The organism is Agrobacterium vitis, assembly GCF_014926405.1.
GTDB classification, from domain to species: domain Bacteria; phylum Pseudomonadota; class Alphaproteobacteria; order Rhizobiales; family Rhizobiaceae; genus Allorhizobium; species Allorhizobium vitis_H.
Genome location: NZ_JACXXJ020000005.1, coordinates 907,158 through 928,314 on the forward strand (window position 1 = coordinate 907,158; position 21,157 = coordinate 928,314).

16 protein-coding genes are annotated in these 21,157 nt (G+C 59.4%); 12 read left to right on the forward strand and 4 right to left on the reverse strand.

What is annotated here, in order from left to right:
• Positions 1-116 precede the first annotated feature (116 nt).
• The 11 genes from IEI95_RS15310 (at position 117) to IEI95_RS15360 (ending at position 14,871) form a co-directional block, all read left to right on the forward strand.
• Positions 117-1,043: a D-alanine--D-alanine ligase gene (locus IEI95_RS15310; protein WP_087728684.1), complete on the forward strand. Its 927-nt coding sequence runs from the start codon at positions 117-119 to the stop codon at positions 1,041-1,043.
• Positions 1,031-1,969, forward strand: coding sequence for a cell division protein FtsQ/DivIB (locus IEI95_RS15315; protein ID WP_194416673.1), 939 nt, complete (start codon positions 1,031-1,033; stop codon positions 1,967-1,969). Before IEI95_RS15310 ends, IEI95_RS15315 begins: the two co-directional genes overlap by 13 nt.
• On the forward strand, positions 1,966-3,291 hold the full coding sequence (gene ftsA, locus IEI95_RS15320; protein ID WP_015916499.1) for a cell division protein FtsA: 1,326 nt from the start codon (positions 1,966-1,968) through the stop codon (positions 3,289-3,291). The genes IEI95_RS15315 and ftsA overlap by 4 nt, the downstream gene beginning before the upstream one ends.
• Positions 3,292-3,393: 102 nt before the next feature.
• The gene (ftsZ, locus tag IEI95_RS15325) at positions 3,394-5,211 is read left to right on the forward strand and encodes a cell division protein FtsZ (protein ID WP_194416674.1); all 1,818 of its coding nucleotides are present in this window, start codon (positions 3,394-3,396) and stop codon (positions 5,209-5,211) included.
• A gap of 458 nt (positions 5,212-5,669) precedes the next feature.
• On the forward strand, positions 5,670-6,626 hold the full coding sequence (gene lpxC / locus IEI95_RS15330; protein WP_156533476.1) for a UDP-3-O-acyl-N-acetylglucosamine deacetylase: 957 nt from the start codon (positions 5,670-5,672) through the stop codon (positions 6,624-6,626).
• A gap of 378 nt (positions 6,627-7,004) precedes the next feature.
• Positions 7,005-7,874 (forward strand): outer membrane protein assembly factor BamD, encoded by an 870-nt coding sequence (gene bamD, locus IEI95_RS15335; RefSeq protein WP_156533475.1) that lies wholly within the window; start codon positions 7,005-7,007, stop codon positions 7,872-7,874.
• A gap of 46 nt (positions 7,875-7,920) precedes the next feature.
• A complete protein-coding gene (gene recN / locus IEI95_RS15340) occupies positions 7,921-9,594 on the forward strand; it encodes a DNA repair protein RecN (RefSeq protein ID WP_194416675.1) in 1,674 nt (557 codons plus the stop codon).
• A gap of 150 nt (positions 9,595-9,744) precedes the next feature.
• Positions 9,745-11,193: a phospholipase D-like domain-containing protein gene (locus IEI95_RS15345; RefSeq protein WP_156533473.1), complete on the forward strand. Its 1,449-nt coding sequence runs from the start codon at positions 9,745-9,747 to the stop codon at positions 11,191-11,193.
• A 44-nt stretch (positions 11,194-11,237) separates the two neighbouring features.
• Entirely contained in the window at positions 11,238-12,065 is an 828-nt protein-coding gene (locus IEI95_RS15350) for an endonuclease/exonuclease/phosphatase family protein (protein ID WP_194416676.1), read from the forward strand.
• Positions 12,066-12,126: 61 nt separating this feature from the next.
• Positions 12,127-14,286: an NAD-dependent DNA ligase LigA gene (gene ligA, locus IEI95_RS15355; protein ID WP_194416677.1), complete on the forward strand. Its 2,160-nt coding sequence runs from the start codon at positions 12,127-12,129 to the stop codon at positions 14,284-14,286.
• Positions 14,287-14,532: 246 nt separating this feature from the next.
• A complete protein-coding gene (locus IEI95_RS15360; RefSeq protein ID WP_156536886.1) occupies positions 14,533-14,871 on the forward strand; it encodes a hypothetical protein in 339 nt (112 codons plus the stop codon).
• Between the two features lie 108 nt (positions 14,872-14,979).
• Here the strand turns inward: IEI95_RS15360 and IEI95_RS15365 are convergent, their stop codons facing one another.
• Positions 14,980-15,921 carry a helix-turn-helix domain-containing GNAT family N-acetyltransferase gene (locus IEI95_RS15365; RefSeq protein ID WP_194416678.1) on the reverse strand — a complete coding sequence of 314 codons (942 nt, stop codon included), beginning with the start codon at positions 15,919-15,921 and terminating at the stop codon, positions 14,980-14,982.
• A 143-nt stretch (positions 15,922-16,064) separates the two neighbouring features.
• Entirely contained in the window at positions 16,065-17,915 is a 1,851-nt protein-coding gene (locus tag IEI95_RS15370; protein WP_234891025.1) for a flavin monoamine oxidase family protein, read from the reverse strand.
• A gap of 24 nt (positions 17,916-17,939) precedes the next feature.
• Between IEI95_RS15370 and IEI95_RS15375 the strand changes: the two genes are divergently transcribed.
• Positions 17,940-18,350 carry a hypothetical protein gene (locus tag IEI95_RS15375; RefSeq protein ID WP_194417390.1) on the forward strand — a complete coding sequence of 137 codons (411 nt, stop codon included), beginning with the start codon at positions 17,940-17,942 and terminating at the stop codon, positions 18,348-18,350.
• Here the strand turns inward: IEI95_RS15375 and IEI95_RS15380 are convergent.
• Both IEI95_RS15380 and IEI95_RS15385 read right to left on the reverse strand, forming a co-directional pair.
• Positions 18,275-20,329 carry a DEAD/DEAH box helicase gene (locus tag IEI95_RS15380; RefSeq protein WP_194416679.1) on the reverse strand — a complete coding sequence of 685 codons (2,055 nt, stop codon included), beginning with the start codon at positions 20,327-20,329 and terminating at the stop codon, positions 18,275-18,277. The genes IEI95_RS15375 and IEI95_RS15380 overlap by 76 nt on opposite strands.
• Positions 20,330-20,503: 174 nt before the next feature.
• Positions 20,504-20,986 carry a GNAT family N-acetyltransferase gene (locus IEI95_RS15385; protein WP_194417308.1) on the reverse strand — a complete coding sequence of 161 codons (483 nt, stop codon included), beginning with the start codon at positions 20,984-20,986 and terminating at the stop codon, positions 20,504-20,506.
• Positions 20,987-21,157: the final 171 nt, after the last annotated feature.

A 21,157-nucleotide genomic window follows, 5' to 3' on the forward strand; every position in this document is an offset into this window, starting at 1 on the left:
TTCGTTAACCTTAATGGCGTTTTATCATGTCAGGTGCATGAACCGGCGCGATTCGCGCCGCAAGTCGGGCGCAAAGGTAAAGCGGAAAACCGCGATTGTTTTGTTTGGGTGCGTGAATGGCTAAGAAGCATGTTGCCGTATTGCTGGGAGGATTTTCGTCGGAGCGGCCTGTCAGCCTGGCCTCTGGCGCCCCTTGCGCATCGGCGCTTGAGGAGCACGGCTACCGCGTGACACGGGTCGATGTCACCCGCGATATCGCTAGCGTGCTTCAGGAATTGAAGCCTGATGTGGTCTTCAATGCTTTGCATGGTCCATTCGGCGAAGACGGCACCATTCAGGGTATCCTCGAATACCTCTCCATTCCCTATACGCATTCCGGTGTGCTGGCCTCGGCGCTGGCAATGGACAAGACGCAGGCAAAGATCGTGGCGGCGGCGGCGGGCATTCCCGTGGCTTTCGGTCGCCAAATGTCGCGTTTTGAGATCGGCAATGTTCATCCGATCGAGCCGCCTTACGTCGTCAAGCCGGTGCGGGAAGGTTCCAGTTTCGGCGTGGTGATCGTCAAGGAAGATCAGTCGCATCCGCCGCAGATCCTTGGCTCGTCGGAATGGCGCTATGGCGATACTGTCATGGTCGAATCCTACGTGGCTGGCCGCGAGCTGACCTGCGGGGTCATGGATGGCAAGGCGCTGGCTGTGACCGAGGTGATCGCCAAGGCTAATACATTCTACGATTACGACTCCAAATACGCAGCAGGGGGTTCGACTCACGTCATTCCGGCGCAACTTTCACCGAAAATTTACCAAAAAATACAAGACTTGTCTGTCAGGGCCCATAACGCGATCGGGTGCCGTGGCGTCAGTCGGTCCGACTTCCGTTACGACGACCGTTTTTCTGAAGATGGTGACTTGATCTGGCTGGAAGTGAATACCCAGCCGGGCATGACGCCAACCTCGCTTGTGCCTGAAATGGCTGCGCATGCGGGCATTTCCTTTGGTGAATTCGTCAGCTGGATGGTGGAGGACGCGTCGTGTTCACGGTGAGCGGCAAAAAATCTGCAAAGGGCAGCAAGGCTGCACCTTATCGCGCCCCGAGCCTGGCGGACGATGGCTTGATGGCCTTGCCGCGTCCGGTTCGTCGGCTGATGCGGTTCGTCGTCGCTCTCTGCTCGGGCAGGGTGGCTGTGCCGGAACATCTCGGCAAGATTTCCTTCGCGGCCTATATCCTTGCTGTCGGTGGCTACGGCATCGTCAAGGGTGGTCACTGGCCGGACTTTGCCGAGGCGATGACCTCGACGGCAGGTTTTGCGGTTGAAGATGTCAAGCTGTCGGGCAATGTTCACACGTCCGAAATCGATGTGCTGCAATCGCTGGGTCTGGATGGTGCGACCTCCCTGGTGGCTATCGACGCCGATGACGCGCGCCGCAAGGTTGCGGGCCTGCCGTGGGTAGAGCAAGTCGAGGTTCGGAAGATCTATCCGCGCACCATTGAGGTGAATATCAAGGAGCGCGAGGCCTATGGTATCTGGCAGCATGGCACCGACCTGTCGCTGATCGAAAAGAGCGGCAGCATCATTGCGCCGCTGCGTGACAATAAATTTGCCACCCTGCCATTGTTCGTTGGTCGTGATGCCGAAGTGGCAGCCCAGGACATCGCCGGAGAGTTTGCCACCTGGCCGCAGATTACCGGCCGCGTCAAAGCTTATGTTCGCGTCGCCAGCCGTCGCTGGGATCTCTATCTCGACAATGGCGTCGTGGTGAAGTTGCCTGAAGACGATGTCGATGGCGCCATGGCGCGTCTGGCCAAGATGGAAGCGGATCACCAATTGCTGGACCGCGACATCGCCGCCGTTGACCTTCGGCTCTCAGATCGCATGACCGTCCAATTGACACCCGAGGCGCTGGTGCGCCGTCAGGCTGCGGTGACGGCTCGCGCCAAGGCCCTCGCCAAGGCGGAGAAAGAGACATGAGCGTCTTCGGTTCCTCTTTCGGATTGCCCCGTATGAAACCTCTCTCGCATAAGCGCAGCCATGTCGTTTCGGTTCTCGATATCGGCTCTACCAAAGTGGTCTGCATGATCGGCCGGCTGACGCCGCGCAAGGAAAGCGATGTCCTGCCGGGCCGGACCCATCATGTCGAAGTGATCGGCATCGGCCATCAGCGTTCGCGTGGCATGAAATCCGGCGTGATCTCCGATATCGAATCGGTGGAAAGCGTCGTGCGGCTGGCAGTCGATGCCGCCGAACGCATGGCGGGCCTGACCGTCGACAGCCTGATCGTCAATGTCTCGGCTGGCCGGATCGGTTCGGACGTCTATACCGCCACCATCGATCTCGGTGGCCAGGAAGTCGAAAGCGCCGATTTGAAGCGCGTCCTGTCTGCTGCCAGCCACCAGTCGCAACGCCGTGACCGGGTGCTGCTGCATTCACTGGCGACCGGCTTTTCGCTGGATGGCGAGCGCGGTATTCGCGATCCACTCGGCATGTTTGGTGATACGCTGGGTGTCGACATGCATGTGGTGACGGCGGAACGTCCGGCGCTGAAAAATCTCGAACTTTGCATCAACCGCGCCCATCTGACGGTCGAGGGCCTGGTGGCGACACCTTACGCCAGCGGCCTTGCTGCTCTGGTGGACGACGAAGTCGAGCTGGGCTGCGCTGCCATCGACATGGGCGGCGGCACCACGACGATCTCGGTGTTTGCCGAGGGCAAGCTGATCCATACGGATGCTATCGCCATTGGCGGTCATCATGTCACCACCGATCTGGCGCGTGGTCTTTCGACCCGCATTGAGGATGCGGAGCGGTTGAAGGTCGTGCATGGTTCGGCCTTTGCCAATGGCTCGGAAGAGCGCGATGTTGTTGCAATTCCGCCAATCGGCGAAGACGATCGCGATTTACCGATCCAAGTTCCACGTTCTTTGCTGACGCGAATCATTCAAGCGCGTATTGAAGAGACTCTGGAGATGATTCGCGACCGAATCCACGCATCGGGCTTTAGCCCCGTGGTCGGCAAGCGTTTGGTTCTGACCGGTGGCGCAAGCCAGTTGACCGGTCTTCCGGAAGTTGCGCGGCGGATGCTCGCCCGCAATGTCCGGATTGGCCGCCCGATGGGGGTCTCTGGCCTGCCTGTGGCGGCCAAGGGACCGGCTTTCTCCACTGCGGTAGGTCTGATGATCTATCCGCAGGTGGCCGATCAGGAGATCGCCGTGGGGCAGGGAGGCTTGTTCTCCTCTGGCTCCGGCAACAGCCGCATGATGCGCGTGGGACAATGGTTGAAAGAGAGTTTTTGAGGACCTGCGCCTTGCGGGTGAAAAATCGATTCGGGGCGCGCGATCAAGAGACAAGACATGGCTAGCGTGGCGATGCGGCCAGGGAAAGAAGGAACGGGTAACATGACCATCAATCTGAACAAGCCGGATATTACCGAACTCAAGCCGCGCATCACCGTGTTCGGCGTCGGCGGCGGCGGCGGCAATGCCGTCAATAACATGATCACCGCTGGTCTTCAGGGGGTGGATTTCGTTGTTGCCAACACCGACGCCCAGGCCCTGACCATGACCAAGGCGGAGCGGATCATCCAGCTCGGCGCCAATGTCACCGAAGGTCTCGGCGCCGGTTCGCAGCCGGAAGTCGGACGCGCTGCTGCCGAAGAATGCATTGATGAGATCATCGATCACCTGAACGGCACCCACATGTGCTTCGTCACCGCCGGCATGGGCGGCGGCACTGGCACCGGTGCGGCTCCGGTCGTTGCCCAGGCTGCTCGCAATAAAGGCATCCTGACGGTCGGCGTCGTCACCAAGCCCTTCCATTTCGAAGGCGCGCGCCGCATGCGTCTGGCTGAAGCCGGTATCGATGCACTGCAGAAGTCGGTCGATACGCTGATCGTTATCCCGAACCAGAACCTGTTCCGCATTGCCAACGACCGGACGACCTTTGCTGACGCCTTCGCGATGGCCGACCAGGTTCTCTATTCCGGTGTTGCCTGCATCACCGACCTGATGGTCAAGGAAGGCCTGATCAATCTAGACTTCGCCGACGTTCGCTCGGTGATGCGTGAGATGGGCCGCGCCATGATGGGTACCGGCGAGGCTTCCGGCCCAGGTCGTGCGCTTCAGGCTGCCGAAGCCGCCATTGCCAACCCGCTGCTCGACGAAACCTCGATGAAGGGCGCGCAGGGCCTGCTGATCTCCATCACCGGTGGTCGCGACCTGACGCTGTTCGAAGTCGACGAAGCCGCAACCCGTATCCGCGAAGAAGTCGATGCCGACGCCAACATCATCCTTGGCGCCACCTTCGACGAAGCGCTGGAAGGCCTGATCCGCGTGTCGGTTGTTGCCACCGGCATCGACCGCGCCGCCAATGCGCTGGAAGCACGCGGCGCTGAAATGCGCACGATCTCTGCCAAGCCAGCGATTCGTCCTTCCGCTGCCTTTACGCCTGCTCCTGCGGCTCCTGCGCCTCAGCCAGCACCTGTTGCTGCTGCCCCGGCACCAGCTCCGGTTGCCGCAGCTCCGTCGATCTTTGCAACGCGCCCACTTGATCCGGTCGCCGAGCAGATCCGCAATGCTGAAGCTGAAATGGAACGCGAACTGGAAATCGCTGTCGCCCGTCAGGCCGCCATGCATGCCCAGCCTGAGGTGCAGCAGCCTGCCGCTGCTCAGCCTGCTGACGATTTCCGTCCGCAGAGCAAGCTGTTTTCCTCGTTTGCCGCTCCGGAACAGCCGGTTGCCCGTGCACCGCAACCAGCGCCTGCCATGCAGCCTGCTGCTGCTGCGCCACAGCCAACCTTCCGCCAGGAGCCGGTTGCTCCTGTCATGCGCCAGGAACCTGCCGCGCCGGTCATGCGCCAGCCAGAACAGTCCCGCATGCCGAAGGTCGAGGATTTCTCACCGGTCGTGCAGGCCGAGCTTGATCACCGCAATCAGCCTGCCGCTCAGCAGGCGTCCGAGGATCGTGGACCGATGGGGCTGCTGCGCCGCATCACCAACTCGCTCGGCCGTCAGGAAGACAATGTTGCCTCCGATATGACCGCAGCAGCGCCAGCCGCCGCCTCCCAGCAGCGTCGACCGCTGTCGCCGGAAGCCAGCCTTTATGCACCGCGTCGTGGCAATCTGGACGATCAGGGCCGTCAGGTGCCGCAGCAGCGTGCGGCCCATGATGACGACCAGCTGGAAATTCCGGCCTTCTTGCGCCGCCAGTCGAACTAAATTTTGCCTTAGGGAAAGTGGAGCCCGGTTTTCCCGAAAAGACAAACGATACAAAAATCCAGTGTCTGGCGGGTTCAATTTGAACCTGCCAGACACTGAGTCTCTCGCCAGAGATGCGTTTTGGAAACCCGGATCGAACGATCCGGGTTTCTGTTTTTATAATGGCTGTTTCAGATGCTGATTTCTTGTTGAGACAGTGCTGTTAATCCACAGTTTTCCAAGGTTTTTTCAAGGATTCGGTTTCGTAACAATCGGAAAGAAACATTGATTTGGATTGTTGCGTTTCCAAACGTATATCCCTGATAACGAAGAGTGCCAGGCAGACCGATGAGCGGTTGGGTGGCGCTTCAGAAGCGACGAGGCCGGGCGGTTACGCAAGGGCATGGACGGGCAAATGACTAGCCGGTCCAGCCTTAAAGGCCTCGGATCGGATTTGAAGACTTGAAAGGTGAATGTGAATGGCAATCGGTTTGTTGAGCTTCCAGACGACTATCGCTCAACCGGTCACCCTGAAGGGGATCGGCGTGCATTCCGGTCAGCCTGTTACCATGAGCTTTCTGCCTGCCGAAGCCGGAACTGGCATCGTGTTCCACCGCCAGCATGCCAATGGTTCCGTTACCGAGCTGAAGGCTGTCGCCTCTCAGGTCGGCAATACCGATCTCAGCACCGTTCTGGGCTCTTCGCCAACCCATTGGGTCGCCACCGTCGAGCATGTGATGGCGGCCATCTATTCGCTCGGTCTCGACAATCTGGTGGTTGAGGTCGATGGACCGGAAACCCCCGTCATGGATGGTAGTTCCGCCGTCTATATCGATGCCATCGAGCAGGCTGGCATTGTCAGCCTCGGTGTCAAGCGCCGCTATATCAGAGTGATGAAGCCGGTTCGGGTCGATAATGGCGCGTCCTGGGCTGAGTTTCGCCCCTATGAAGGGACGCGCTTTGAAGTGGAAATCGATTTCGATTGCCCGCTGATTGGCCGGCAGTCCTGGCAGGGCGACCTGACACCGCAGAGCTTCAAGCAGGAATTGTCGCGCGCCCGTACCTTCGGTTTCATGCGCGATGTGGAGCGCCTGTGGGCCGCTGGCCTGGCGCTTGGGTCTTCGCTTGAAAATTCCGTGGTGATTTCCGATGACGACAAGGTCGTCAATATCGAAGGTCTTCGCTATCCCGACGAATTCGCCCGTCACAAAACGCTGGATGCCGTTGGTGATCTGGCTCTGGCCGGTGCGCAGTTCATCGGCTGTTACCGCTCCTATCGCGGCGGTCACAAGATGAATTCTATGGCGTTGAAAGCGCTGCTGTCGGATGCTTCGGCCTATGAAGTGGTGGAAGCGCCCGGCGCACGCAGTGGCAAGGCAAGGGTCCGGGAATTCGTGGCAGTCAATGCACCGGGTTTCGCGCCCTGGACGGCTTGACGATTCGCTGCATCATGTCGCTCGGATTTGGGCTTGGCGAAGTGGTCCATAGAATCAGTTGAATTAAAACGGCGCCGGTAGGCGCCGTTTTCGTGCGTTCGGTTTCGGGCATTTCACCTGATGCTACAGCATCGGAGCGAAAGTTAAGAACCGGTTTTCGGATAAATCCGATACGAAAGCAAAAAGCTTACGCATCGTGCTGATTCCGGGTTTCTGCTCGATGCTTATTGTCCAAAATAAAACAGCAGATTGTGGCGTTACGCCATAAAAATGCGTTAAAACATCACCATTGCGTTGCCCTATCGTTATCTTTATGGCTAAAACGCCTAGCGGAAGCGATGGCTTTCTAGAAGCACCGCTGCAATCGGGATCTGTCGTATGAGTGAAGTGAAGTCTTCCATGATCAACAAATCAGCGCGGATGCTTGCCGTTTGCCTGTCTATCGCCGGCGTTGCGCCGCTGCTCAGCGCCTGCAATACCGACAAGGATATCGATATTACCAAGCTCGGCGCTGAGACCGATCCGCCGGAGACGCTCTATAATCAGGGTCTGGCCAATATCAAGGCGGGCAATCTTGCTGAAGCGTCGCGTAAGTTCGACGCCGTCGACAAGCAGAACCCGTTCTCAGACTGGTCGCAGAAGGCGCTTGTCATGAGCACCTTCGTCAAATACCGCCAGGGCAAATATACCGAGGCCATCTCGACCGGCACGCGCTACATGACGCTGTATCCGTCGACCAAGGATTCGGCCTATGTGCAATATCTGATCGGCCTGTCCAACTGGCGCCAGATCCCCAACGTCACCCAGGACCAGAAATTCTCGTCCAGAACGCTTGAGGCGATGGACAAGGTGGTCAAGAATTACCCGACGTCTGAATATGTGTCCGACGCTCAGGAAAAGATGCGCTTTGCCCGCGACCAGCTGGCCGGCAAGGAAATGCAGATCGGCCGCTATTATCTGGAGCGCAAGGAATACCTGGCCTCGATCCAGCGGTTCCGCAATGTGGTTGAGCAATATCCGACGACCAACCAGATCGAGGAAGCGCTGTCGCGTCTCGTGGAAGCCTATTATGCCATGGGTGTGGTGCAGGAAGCGCAGACGGCCGCGGCCGTGCTTGGTCACAACTATCCTGACAGCAAATGGTACAAGGATAGTTTCGAACTGCTGAAAACCGGTGGTCTTGAGCCGCGGGAAGCCCAGGAGAGCTGGATTTCCAGAGCCGGCAAGAAGATTCTGGGCTCATCCTGATTTTCCAGACGGTTTAGCCGTCGCCTTCGGAGAGATGTGAACACTCATGCTCGTCCAGCTTTCGATCCGCGACATCGTCTTGATCGAGCGGCTCGACCTTGACTTTTCGGCCGGTCTGTCTGTGCTGACCGGCGAAACGGGGGCGGGGAAATCCATTCTGCTCGACAGTCTGTCGCTGGCCCTTGGTGGGCGCGGCGATGGCTCCCTTGTGCGTCATGGCGAAGACAAGGGGCAGGTGACAGCGGTGTTCGATGTCGCCATCAGCCATCCTGCCCGCATCATGCTGCGCGAAAACGGCATCGATGACGATGGCGATCTGATTTTCCGCCGGGTGCAATCCGCCGATGGCCGCACCCGTGCCTATGTCAACGACCAGCCGATCAGTGTGCAGCTGATGCGCCAGGCCGGGCAATATCTGGTCGAAATCCATGGACAGCATGATGACCGGGCGCTGGTGGATACCGCCGCCCACCGCCTGCTGCTGGACGCCTTTGCGGGGCTGACCGAAGAAGCGCAGGCGCTGGGCGAAAGCTATCGCCTTTGGCGTGAGGCCGAGCGCGCCTTCAAAATCCACAAGGCCAAGGTCGAGGCTGCAGCCCGCGAGGCGGATTACCTGCGCGCCTCGGTCGAGGAGTTGGAAGGCCTGAGCCCACAGGATGGCGAGGAAGAGGATCTGGCTGAGCGCCGCTCCCGGATGCAGAAATCCGAGCGGATCGCTGGCGATATCGCCGAAGCCAGTGAATTCCTGAATGGCAATGCTTCGCCCGTGCCGATGATCGCCTCGCTGATGCGCCGCCTGGAGCGCAAGAGCGGCGAAGCCCCCGGTCTGCTGGAGGACACAGTCAGCCTGCTAGGCACGGCATTGGACACCTTGTCGAGCGCCCAGATGGAGGTCGAATCGGCGCTGCGCCGCACCGAGTTCGATCCACGCGAGCTGGAGCGCGTCGAGGAACGGCTGTTTGCGCTGCGGGCCGCAGGCCGCAAATATTCTGTCGCTGTAGCAGACCTTCCGGCCCTTGCCGAAAAGATGATCACCGATCTGGCCGATCTCGATGCCGGTGAGGAAAAACTCGGCGCGTTGGAAAAGGCTGTGGCCGAAACCAAGGCTGTGTATTTCGCCAGTGCGCAATCCCTGTCGCAGAAGCGCCAGAATGCAGCCTCTTCGCTGGCTGAAGCCGTTATGGAGGAATTACCGGCGCTGAAACTGGAGCGCGCCCGTTTCATGGTCGAGGTGACAGCGGATGCTGATAATGCCACCGCTGATGGCATCGATCTGGTCGAATTCCACGTGCAGACCAATCCCGGCACACGGCCCGGCCCGATCATGAAAGTCGCCTCTGGTGGCGAGCTGTCGCGGTTTCTGCTGGCGCTGAAAGTGGCGCTGGCCGATCGCGGCTCCGCCCCGACACTTGTGTTCGACGAAATCGATACCGGCGTCGGCGGGGCTGTGGCCGATGCCATTGGCCAGCGGCTGAAACGGCTGTCGGAGCGTGTCCAGGTCCTGTCGGTGACCCATGCCCCACAGGTGGCCGCCCGCGCTGCCACGCATCTGCTGATCTCCAAGGGACCGGCCAGCGGCAACGCAGAAAAGATCGCCACCCAAGTGGCGATGATCGGCCCCGACCACCGCCGCGAGGAAATCGCCCGGATGCTGGCAGGCGCTTCGGTGACGGATGAGGCAAGAGCAGCGGCGGCCAAGCTTCTGGCCGGAGACCATTGACGCTGACGGATTGCCGATCGATCTTGTGATCCTGTCGTTAGGCCGAGGTGTAGGGGAGGAACAAATCCTCACGTCAGACGTTTGCGCCAATCTTCGTTTTGCCGCATGCTGCGCGTCCGCGCGGCTTTATCCTCTTCATACTGGTAAGTGATGCTCGACCTTATTTCCCATTATTGGCCGCATCTTCTTGCCGTGATTTCCACTGTAATGGGGACGGTGGCTGCCGTGCATGCGGCGATGACCAAGCGTGATGTGCGTTCGGCGCTGTCCTGGGTCGGGGTTATCATCCTGTCGCCGATTATCGGTACGCTGATCTATGCGCTGGCGGGGATCAACCGTGTGCGCCGCGCCTCCTATATGGCGCGCCGGGCATTGCGCCGTAGCCAGATGGACGGCATTCTCGCCCATTATGCCGTGCCGGAAGGCGAGGTGAAGGCAAAATTCGGCGGGCGCTTGGAAGCGCTGCGGCATCTGGGCGAGCGTGTCACCCGCCATCCGCTGACATCCGGCAATCGCCTGACACCGCTTGCCAGCGGCGATGAGGCCTATGACGCCATGTGCGCGGCCATAGATGCTGCGCAGCATAGTATCCTGTTAGAAACCTATATTTTCGACAGGGACAGCGTTGGCCTGCGCATTGCCGATTGCCTGATTGCGGCGCGCAAGCGGGGCGTTGAAGTGCGGGTGCTGATTGATGCGGTGGGCGCACGCTATAGTGTGCCGAGCATTGTCGGCTATCTCGCCGATGGCGACATCACGGTCGCGTCCTTCAACGGCAAGGTCATTGTCGGCTTGAGACTGCCCTATGCCAATTTGCGCACCCATCGCAAGATCCTGGTGGTGGATGGCGCAGTCGGCTTTTTCGGCGGCATGAATATCCGCGAGGCCTTTGTGGGTCCGAATGCGGCCCGCGACACGCATTTTCACGTCACCGGGCCTGTCGTGGCCGAACTGTTTTCGGTGGCTGCCGACGACTGGCATTTCGAGACCGACGAGGCCCTGAACGGCGAAGCCTGGCAATTGCATCTTGCTGCCGGTGAGGCCGGCGAGACGCCTTACGCCCGCGCCGTGGTATCCGGTCCGGATGCGCATCTGGAAAGCAATCACCGGGTGCTCACAGGAGCATTTTCCGTCGCCGAGCGCTCCATCCGCATCCTGTCGCCTTATTTCCTGCCGGACAATATTTTTCTGTCGGCACTGGCGACGGCGGCCCGGCGCGGGGTGGCGGTGGAAATCATTGTACCCTCGAAAAACAATCTGGCTGTCGTCAGCCATGCGATGACCGCGCAATTCGAACAGATCATTCGCGATGGCTGCCGGATTTTTCGCTCAACCGGGCCGTTCGATCATTCGAAACTGCTTGTCATCGATGATAAATGGGCCTTTGTCGGTTCATCCAATCTCGACGCCCGGTCGCTCAGGCTGAATTTCGAAATCGACCTGGAAGTCTATGATGATGATTTCGCCGCCTTCGTGGCGCGACGCATGGATGAAAGCCGGGAAGGGGCCGAGGAAGTGACGCTGGAAAGCTTGCATGCCCGCCCGTTCCTGTTGAAACTGATGCAAAGAGTGCTTTGGCTGGGCTCTCTGGCTTTGTAATGCGGGTGGACATTGGCGTTCCGCCTCCTATTTTTTGAGTGAGCATGAAAAAGCAAACCCATACTCTGCGTGCGCAAATGCTGACATCTCTGCGCAATCGCCGCAGCCGTCCTACCTCGCCCATCAATGGGGAGCGGCCCGCTGGCTCGCCGGGGCTGCTTGTCGCCTCCTATAATGTCCATAAATGTGTGGGCGTCGATGGCCGGTTCGATCCGGAACGGGTGCTGCATGTGATCCGCGAGATCGGCCCTGACGTGATCGCCCTTCAGGAGGCCGATCAGCGGTTTGGCGACCGTATCGGGCTGCTTGATCTCGCCCGCTTGCAGGGTGAGGCTGGCCTGACCCGTATGCCAGTGGCGGGCCTGCCGAAAAGCCATGGCTGGCGCGGCAATGTACTGCTGTTTCGCGAAGGCGTGGTGCGTAATGTCCATCCTTTCGTGCTGCCGGGGCTGGAGCCACGCGGCGCGGTGGTGGCGGAAATCGATCTCGATGGCGGGCGTGAACTCAGGATCATTGCTGCCCATCTCGGCCTGTTGCGCTGGGCGCGGCGTCAGCAGGCGGATTTCATCCTGAAGCTGATGCGCGAGCGGGCCGATTGCCCGACCGTGCTGATGGGGGATTTCAACGAGTGGCGTGTCGGGCCAGGCTCGGCGCTCACCCGTTTTGAGTCGCTGTTCGGCCCGCTGCCACCGCCTGTTCCCAGCTTTCCGGCCCGGCTGCCGGTTCTCGCACTGGACCGGATTATGACCAACCGCCCCGGCCTGATTGCTGACATGCAGGTGCATGACAGTCCGCTGGCGCGGCTTGCCTCCGACCATCTGCCGCTGAAAGCGTGGATCGATCTGGACAAGACGGTAGAAGCTGTCGGATGAGAGTTTTTAATCTGGAAATTTTCATTTAAGACCGGACAAAGACTATAGTCAGGAGACAGTCATGGCGGATGCATTGATCCCGGTCGAAGACCTCAGCGAAGAGCAGGCCGGGCAGGAACTCATCCGGTTGGCCGCCGCTATTGCCCATCATGATGCGCTTTATCACGGTAACGACCAGCCGGAAATTTCCGATGCTGATTACGATGCCTTGAAGCGGCGCAACGATGCCATCGAGGCGCGGTTTCCGACTTTGGTGCGCAGCGATAGTCCGTCGCAGCGGGTGGGTGCGGCACCTGCCGGGATTTTCTCGCAGATCACCCATGCAAGGCCGATGCTGTCGCTGGACAACACGTTTTCCGATGAGGATGTGGCGGATTTCGTGGCCTCGGTTTACCGCTTTCTGGGCGTGATGCCGGATAATTCCATTGCCTTTACAGCCGAACCGAAGATCGATGGTCTGTCGATGTCGATCCGCTATGAGAACCGCAAACTCAAGACAGCGGCGACGCGCGGCGATGGCACGACGGGCGAAAATGTCACTGCCAATATCCTGACCATCAAGGACATCCCGACCGAATTGCCCGCTGATGCCCCCGACGTGGTGGAGGTGCGCGGCGAGGTCTATATGGCGAAAAGCGACTTTCTGGCGCTGAACGCTCAGATGGAGGCCGAGGGCAAACAGACCTATGTCAACCCGCGCAATACGGCTGCCGGGTCGCTGCGCCAGTTGGATGCAAAAGTTACCGCCAGCCGCAAGCTGAAATTCTTCGCCTATGCCTGGGGGGAGATGAGCACCATGCCTTCAGATACCCAATCCGGCATGGTCGAGACCTTTAGACGCTGGGGCTTCCCGGTCAATCCGCTCACTCGTCGTCTGACGTCGGTCGAGGAGATCATCGCCCATTACCGCGACATCGGCCTTCAAAGAGCCGATCTGGATTACGATATCGATGGCGTGGTCTATAAGGTTGATCGGCTGGATTTGCAGGCGCGGCTCGGCTTCCGGTCCCGCTCGCCGCGTTGGGCGACAGCCCATAAATTCCCGGCGGAACAGGCCTTTACCAAGGTGGAGGCCATCGACATCCAGGTGGGCCGCACCGGCGCGCTGACGCCGGTGGCGCGGCTGGAGCCGATTACCGTTGGTGGCGTGGTCGTCACCAATGCCACCCTGCACAATGCCGATTACATCGAGGGTATCGGCAATGGCGGCGAGCGTATCCGCCCGGAGGGCCACGACATTCGCATCGGCGATACTGTCATCGTCCAGCGGGCCGGTGACGTCATTCCGCAGGTGCTGGATGTGGTGCTGGAAAAGCGCCCTGAGACCTCGGCAAAGTACGAATTTCCGAAAACCTGCCCGGTTTGCGGCAGCCATGCGGTGCGCGAGAAGAACGACAAGACCGGCAAGCTGGATTCCGTGACCCGCTGCACGGGCGGTTTCGTCTGCTCGGCGCAGGCCAAGGAGCACATCAAGCACTTCGTCTCCCGCAATGCCTTCGACATTGAAGGGCTGGGTACCAAGCAGGTGGATTTCTTCTTCGACAGTGAAGACCCAGCGTTGATGATCCGCACCGCGCCGGATATTTTCACCCTCAAACAGCGGCAGGAAGCCTCTTCGCTGACCCGACTTGAAAATATCGACGGTTTTGGCCGGGTCAGCGTGCGCAAATTGTTCGATGCCATCGACGCGCGCCGCGAGATTGCCCTCAACCGCTTCATCTTCGCGCTTGGCATCCGCCATGTCGGTGAAACCACCGCCAAGCTGCTGGCCCGCTCCTATGGCTCTTACGCGACGTTTGCCGAGGCCATGCAGGAGGCCGCGCCGAAATTCGGCGAGGCTTGGAATGAGTTGAACAGCATCGATGGCATCGGCGAAGTGGTCGCCGCCTCCATGGTTGAATTCTTCAAGGAACCCCGCAATCTCGAAGTTGTCTCCCGCTTGTTGAAGGAAGTGACTCCACGGGATGCGGAGGCTGTTACGGCAAGCAATAGCCCGGTAACTGGGAAAACCGTGGTCTTTACCGGTTCACTGGAGCGCTTTACCCGTGATGAGGCCAAGGCCAGGGCCGAAAGCCTCGGTGCCAAGGTGGCTGGATCGGTCTCGAAAAAGACCGATTATCTGGTGGCTGGCCCTGGCGCCGGCTCCAAGCTGGACAAGGCCCGTGAGGTGGGCGTGACTGTCATGACCGAGGATGAGTGGCTGGCGTTGATTGGCGGGTAACCTGATCCTCCCGGCTATCAGGGATTGGGTATTTACCGTGTTGGAACAGGCCCCAAAATTGCTCGATCAGGCCTGTTGCAATGTTCCTTGTCCGGGTGCATGTCTCTCATTGCACACAGAAAAGCTGTGCCAGGGTTGCTCCCGCCGAGGGGTATCGGGAAGGGGTGCCTTGAGGTTTTGATCTGTTATGCCGACTTGTAACGCCGCCCGACGGTTTTGCGACGGCATGTTTATCGTGGGGACATTATGCGTTTATTGACAGGTTTGGTGTTTGGCTTGGCCGCTATGGCTATGGCCACGACTGTTTCTGCGGCTTCCGGCAGCCATCGTTTTCTGTTCGTCAACAAGACCCAGTCGGCGATTGTCCGATTGACCTTCCGTTCTTTGGACGGCAAGGGCGGTAAAGTGGAGGTCTTGAACGGCCACAGCCTTGGCAAGGGCCAGAGCCGCGTTGTCTCTGTTCCGAACGATGGTACCTGCAAATATGGTGTGCTGGGCGAGATGGAGCAGGATTCTGGCTATTATGACTTGATGACCAAGGCCGATCTTTGCAGACTTGGCCAGTTTGTTTTCGGAGCCAAGTGAGCTGAGGAGCCATCTATCTCCTTGTTGGCAGCCAGATCTGGATACAAAGCCAGTTTTTGCTCTGCCAGGACACAGGGTCTGTCGGGTTCACTCTGAACCGGGCAGACTCTACAACTGCGGGGCTCTGACAAATCTCTGCTCCAGCACTTCGCTTCCCCACTGATTGCCGGTGCGCTCCTCGACGCAAACAAAACCGTGGCTTTCGTACAGATGCCGCGCCGCCGTCAGGCCGCTGAACGTCCATAGATGCGTTTCTTCAAAACCTTTCTCATCCGCAAAGGCGAGGGCGGCGGAGAGCAATTGACGCCCGACACCTCCACCGCGCATGCCGTCATCGATGATGAACCATCGCAGATGGGCTGTCCTGGCTCCCAGGTCCTCGCCATCGATTGCGATGGAGCCGACGATTTCACCCGCTCGCATGGCAAGCCAGATGGAATTTTTCGAGTTTCCCAGACGAGTGCAAAAGTCGGCGAGGCCAGTTGCGACAACGCATTCGAAATGGAGTCCGAAGCCTGCCAATCGTGCATAGTAGAGCGCATGCATTTGCGTGATACGGGCAATGAGACCCGGTCTGTAGCCTTGGGCAATTTCAATTTCGGGTGCGGTCGCGTCGCCCCGATTGGCAAGAGCCTGAACATACAGGCGAAGCCCATCAAGAACCATGAGATTTTCGTGGGGTCTCAATCGGTTCAATGCATTTGAAACCTGATGGCGCGCAAACGCATGAATGGTTTCGGTTCGCTTCTGCCCATTCTCGCTCAAGCGCAACCGCTTGATCCGGGAATCGTCTTTATCCACCTCTTCCAACAGATCGCCCGATGAAATGAGCCTGCGGAGCATCCGGCTGACGCTTGACTTCTCAAGGCGAAGACGATGCCCGAGGTCGCGGGCGGTGATATCAGGACACGCATCGATCTCGATCAAGGCATGCACCGCCGAGGGCGGAAGATCCGTTCCAGCAAAATCTCCCCCCATAAAGCCGAGTTCACGGACCAACTGGCGTGATGAGGCTCGGATAGCTTCGACTTGTGAATGGTCTTGCATCATACCAGTTCCATATTGGTTGCATGATGCAACTTTATTGGCATGTGCTGTTTGCCGCAAGCGATTTCGTTTTGGAGGTAAGGTTGCGGGAACAAGGAAGCGTTATTTGACAGCCGCCGGTAACTCCGTCCCCGGCGGCGATCGTTTTATTGGAAGCAGGCGCAATCACTGTATTTGGCCGGGTCCATGGTCCGGGCGATGGCGTTGACGGCGCAATAGGCTGACGTGACGGAGCCTTCCTGCCAGCCGGGCAGGTAGCTCCAAGTATCGCCCGCGCAGAAGAAGCGGCCGTTCTTCTCGAAGGTGGTGATCTGTTGATAGGCTTTTTCGTCTGTCGTCGCCGTATCGGAAGCCCAGCCGCCGACCTGGTGTGGCATATATTGCCAGGCAATGGAGACGCCGCGATAGACCTGGTCGGTCTTTCCCGGATGCAGCAGGCCAAGCCCCTGGCGGGCGGTTTCGACGCGCTGGGTATTGTTCAGTTTTGCGTAGTCTACCGCCAGCGGTCCACGGTTATAGGCACCGGTCAGCACGCCGGTATGGGCGGTGAAATCCTCGGAAGGATACCAGATCTGGCCGATAATATCCGTTGTCCAGGAAATACCGCCATAGATCTCACTGTCGGTTTCCCAGAAACGATCCTTGCCCTGCCAGCCGACCTTGATAGCGGGCGTCCAGAGATTGGGGGTCTTATCATTCCAGTTTCCGGTCTTGGAAAAAGCTTCGAGGCCTTTGCGGAAGTCGGGCGGGACCGGGTAATCGCCAATGATGGTGTTGAGCAGGGAAGGCGCCATGGTGGAAATGCAGAAATCGAACTGCGCCTGTTCTGCTTTCCGGCCAGCCGTTTCATAGGTCACGACCACTTTTTCCCCAGCGGAGGCGATCTTCGACGCTTTGGTCTTGAGCAGCACCAGATGGCCAACTTTGGGGTGCCGAGGTTTGCTGCCCTTTTTCCATAGGGCCGTGGTCGGAACATCCTGAAGCAGCAATTGCTGCCAGATCCGGTCCATGCCGCCAACCGGCTGCATCAAGGTTGGCTGCCAATCCGTGTTGAAACTGTTGAACAGGAAGGAGCCGGGCGTCAATTCCGGATTGGCCGTGGGGTCGCCAACGAAGCCCGAATCGAGGATTTTTTCGAGCCCGATGGCATTCCGCGTCTTTGGCGCATCGCGCCAGCCGCCGGGCAGATGGCTGAAGCCGAGCCGGGTCGTTGTCTGGATCTCGCCGGTGCCTGTCAGGTCGCCGAAAACCCGGTAGAGATCCTTGAGCTTATCGCGGGTCACGGCATTGGTCTCGCCCTGCAAAAGCACGCCTTCTTTCGTCACCTTGTACATCATCGCCGCCATTTCACTATAGAGGCTGAATGTGACCTGGGCGAAGGATACCGGCGCACCGTTGTTGAAATCTTTGCTTTGCATCAGGTTGGACATCGACTGGAAGAAGTAAGGCTCCAGCGACACGCCGATTTCCTGGCATAGCGCGATAAGATTGACATGGTTTGAGGGAATGCGGCCCGGACCTGCATTCAGGTATAGCTCGACAGGGTTGCCAGCATATTTTTTCGCGGCCCAGGCGTCGTCCATGAACTGGCAGATTTGCAGGTCAGGTGCCGGGCTGTCCGCTGTCTCCTGATAGCGGTCCACATACATCTCGGAAAATTCCTGGGTGCCAGGATAGTTCTTGAACCACCAGCTCTTGTAGTGCTCGTTCGTCGGCCGAACGGTCAGGCTGCGGCCGCCATAGCGGTTGTCGGCCTCGAAGACCTGAACGGAAAAGCCGCTTCGGGCCAGCGTCAAGGCAGCCGTTAACCCGGCAACACCGGCACCGAGGATGGCGACGCTTTTGCCTTTGCCGAAACCGGTCGGCAGATTGGGCTTGCTGGTCCGGTAGGCAGCTTGGGCAGTGCTGAAACCGGTGATGAGAGACGGAGCCGCAAAAGAACCGGCCAGGGCTGTCATGCCGCGCAGCAGCGTGCGGCGGGAAATCGAGTAAGACATCGCAATCCTGTCATTGAAGAGAGGGTGGCGAGCGGCCGGGAACGTCATGATCAAGGTCGGCTCGATCGGAAAAAGAGCCCCTTCCTTCATGGAAAGGAGAATGAGATTTTCTGTGAAATTTCGAGGGTTTTCCTGCGCTCTGCGTTAAGCAGGCAGCACAAATTTGCAACCTTCGGGCGCAATCATGAAGTTTCTAAAATTCCCCGTCAACTCTTGATGGACGGAAAGGATAAACTATTTTTGGTTGTAATATCTGATCTCGCACTTGGCGCGGTTTTGAAAAAACAAGCCTTCAACGCAGCAGCCCGGAAATCAGGTGTGATTTCCGGGCTGCTGATCTATCAAAATGGCGGGTATAATCAGCCTTTCGGCTTGAAGCTTTTCTTGGCGCCGCCAGCCGGTCCTTCGAACTTGCCCTTTGGCTTTCCTGCATAAGCGGGCTTGTCGCCCTTGCCTGCATAAGCGGGCTTATCGCTCTTGCCCGCATAAGCTGGCTTGTCACCTCTGGGCTTGCCCGACCAATCGGCCTTGGGCTTGTCCCAGCTGCGGCTGTCGCCAGCGGCATTTGATTTTTTCTTGAAGGAAGACGCAGGCTTGGGGTTGCCCCAGACATCGTCATCAGCCTTGGCCAGGTCGTCCTTGTAGGGGCGGCGCTCGGTGGCTTCGGCCTTGGCGGCGTATGGCTTCTTGTCGCCTTGGGCAGCGCGGGGCTTGCGCTCGGCAAAGTCGCTATCATCGCGTGGCGGGCGGGCCGCACGTTCCTTTGGCGGCGCGTTGAAATCCGGCATGCCGGGCAATTGCTTGACGATAATGCCGCGTTCCAGAGTCTTGTTGGGGCCAAGAGCCGTCAAGAACTGGTCGAGATTGGCCTGGGCAATCTCCACGAAGGTTTCTTCCGGCTGCATCTTGATCGCGCCGATTTCGTTCTTGGTGATATTGCCGTTGCGGCACAGCATCGGGATCAGCCAGCGCGGCTCGGCGCTCTGGCGGCGGCCGACCGACAGCGAGAACCAGACGCTGGGGCCAAACTCGCTGCGCGGACGCGGCGGGGTGTTCGGCTCATAGGTGTCATTCTCGCGGCGCGGACGTTCCGCCTGGATCTTGACCTCCATAAGGTCTTCGGGGGCAGAGCGGGTGCTGCGATAGGCGCGCAGATAGGCAGCCGTGATCTTGTCGGCACCGTGGGCTTCCAGCAGCCGGGCGATGGTGGCGGCTTCTTCCTCGCTGATGGCTTCGCTGAACACCGGATCGGCCAGCAGGCGCTCATCGTCGCGGGCAATCACTTCATCGGCGGAAGGTGGCTTGACCCAGGCAGCCTGGACATTGGCGCCGCCCAAAATACGTTCGGCCTTGCGGCGCTGGCTCATCGGTACGATCAGCGCCGAAACGCCCTTGTTGCCAGCGCGGCCTGTGCGGCCTGAGCGGTGCAGCAAGGTTTCGGAATTGGTCGGTAGATCGGCATGGATGACGAGTTCCAGGCCCGGCAAGTCGATGCCACGGGCCGCAACGTCTGTCGCGACGCACACACGGGCGCGGCCATCGCGCATGGCTTGCAGCGCATGGGTGCGCTCGCTCTGCGAAAGTTCGCCTGACAGGGCCACGACGGAAAAGCCGCGATTGTGCAGGCGGGCGGTCAGATGGTTGACATTGGCGCGGGTGGAACAGAACACGATGGCGTTGCGGGCTTCATAAAAGCGCAGCGCGTTGATGATCGCGTTTTCCTTGTCGGCAGGCACGGTCAGCATGGCGCGATATTCGATATCGATATGCTGCTTCTGTTCGGAAACCGTCTCGATCCGCTTGGCATCGCGCTGATAGCTGCGGGCCAAATCGGCGATAGAGCGCGGCACGGTGGCCGAGAACATCAGGGTGCGGCGCTCGTCCGGCGATTCCTTCAGGATGAATTCCAGATCCTCGCGGAAGCCGAGATCCAACATTTCGTCAGCCTCGTCCATCACCACGGCGCGCAGGCCGGAGAGGTCGAGCGCCCGGCGGGTAATGTGGTCGCGCAACCGGCCCGGCGTGCCGACGATGATATGGGCTCCACGCTCCAGCGCCCGGCGCTCGTTGAGAATGTCCATGCCGCCAACACAGGTGGCGAAAATCGCGCCGGTGTTTTCATAAAGCCATTCCAGCTCGCGCTGCACCTGCAAGGCCAGCTCGCGGGTAGGGGCAATGCACAGCGCCAAAGGCTTGACGGCCCGGCCAAAACGGTTCTCACCGCCCAGCAGGGTCGGTGCCAGCGCCAGGCCGAAAGCCACTGTCTTGCCGGAGCCTGTCTGGGCCGAAACCAGCGCATCCCGGCCTTCAAGATCGGTATCGATCATTGCTTGCTGAACGGGGGTGAGGGTGGCGTAGCCACGTTTGCGCAAGGCCTCGGCAATCGCCGGGACGATGCCGTCATAATCGGTCATGGGGGTCATCTCTCGAAATGTCTGTCTTCAGGTCGCGCAAAAAGCACGACGCCCGCCGATTGCGGGCATGTTTGGGCTGTTCCTACCCTCCAAACCACGGAAAGTACAGGGGGACGGTGGAAAAAGGGGTGAAATGGTGAAGAGGGGTGGGCGCGGCCCCCGTCACCTGCTCGTTTAAACCCGCACTCGCGCCATGGCATAGGCATCGACAAAGGCGCCAGCCCGGAAGGCAAAGGCGCGGTGGGTGCCTTCACGGATGAAGCCGAGGCGTTCGTAAAGGGCGATGGCGGCGGCATTGTCTGTAAAGACCGTCAGCTCCAGGCGACGAATGTTCAGCCAGTCCTCGGCAATCGCCACCAGCTCGCTCACCAGCGCCCGGCCAATGCCGCGCCCCTGATAGGCATCGTGAACGCCGATGCCGAGACTGGCCGTGTGGCTGCGGCGACCGATGCCCTGCATGAAGCCTGCATTGCCAACCACGATATCATCCATCACCGCGACCAGCGATACACCGTTCGCTTGGCAGTTTTCGATATATTTGCGGACATCCTGTTCCGCCGGATAAGGCAGGCGCAGCGTACCGGCGCGCACGCCGGGCAGGCTTTGCAGGGCGGCAATGCCAGCGGCATCATCAGGGGATTGGGCACGAATAAGCAGCCCATCCGTCCAGCTTGCATTTGCTGCCACAGGGACGTGTGTGGCCAGAGGGGCATTTGCAGCAACGGGTGAGGCGGGTGGTGCGAGAGAGGAATTGTCCGGCACGGCTGATCTCCAGGTGAGGCGAGGGAGCAGCGGTGCTTTCAAAACCCTGCTCTACTCGGCAGGGTT

What these genes read in the sequence shown, in the direction of transcription:
- IEI95_RS15365 (WP_194416678.1), bottom strand. Translation starts at nt 15,921, where the DNA reads ATGATGCAAGACCATTCACAAGTCGAAGCTATCCGAGCCTCATCACGC.
- IEI95_RS15350 (WP_194416676.1), top strand. Translation starts at nt 11,238, where the DNA reads ATGAAAAAGCAAACCCATACTCTGCGTGCGCAAATGCTGACATCTCTG.
- ftsZ (WP_194416674.1), top strand. Translation starts at nt 3,394, where the DNA reads ATGACCATCAATCTGAACAAGCCGGATATTACCGAACTCAAGCCGCGC.
- IEI95_RS15380 (WP_194416679.1), bottom strand. Translation starts at nt 20,329, where the DNA reads ATGACCGATTATGACGGCATCGTCCCGGCGATTGCCGAGGCCTTGCGC.
- IEI95_RS15310 (WP_087728684.1), top strand. Translation starts at nt 117, where the DNA reads ATGGCTAAGAAGCATGTTGCCGTATTGCTGGGAGGATTTTCGTCGGAG.
- ligA (WP_194416677.1), top strand. Translation starts at nt 12,127, where the DNA reads ATGGCGGATGCATTGATCCCGGTCGAAGACCTCAGCGAAGAGCAGGCC.
- recN (WP_194416675.1), top strand. Translation starts at nt 7,921, where the DNA reads ATGCTCGTCCAGCTTTCGATCCGCGACATCGTCTTGATCGAGCGGCTC.
- bamD (WP_156533475.1), top strand. Translation starts at nt 7,005, where the DNA reads ATGAGTGAAGTGAAGTCTTCCATGATCAACAAATCAGCGCGGATGCTT.
- lpxC (WP_156533476.1), top strand. Translation starts at nt 5,670, where the DNA reads ATGGCAATCGGTTTGTTGAGCTTCCAGACGACTATCGCTCAACCGGTC.
- ftsA (WP_015916499.1), top strand. Translation starts at nt 1,966, where the DNA reads ATGAGCGTCTTCGGTTCCTCTTTCGGATTGCCCCGTATGAAACCTCTC.
- IEI95_RS15360 (WP_156536886.1), top strand. Translation starts at nt 14,533, where the DNA reads ATGCGTTTATTGACAGGTTTGGTGTTTGGCTTGGCCGCTATGGCTATG.
- IEI95_RS15345 (WP_156533473.1), top strand. Translation starts at nt 9,745, where the DNA reads ATGCTCGACCTTATTTCCCATTATTGGCCGCATCTTCTTGCCGTGATT.
- IEI95_RS15370 (WP_234891025.1), bottom strand. Translation starts at nt 17,915, where the DNA reads ATGTCTTACTCGATTTCCCGCCGCACGCTGCTGCGCGGCATGACAGCC.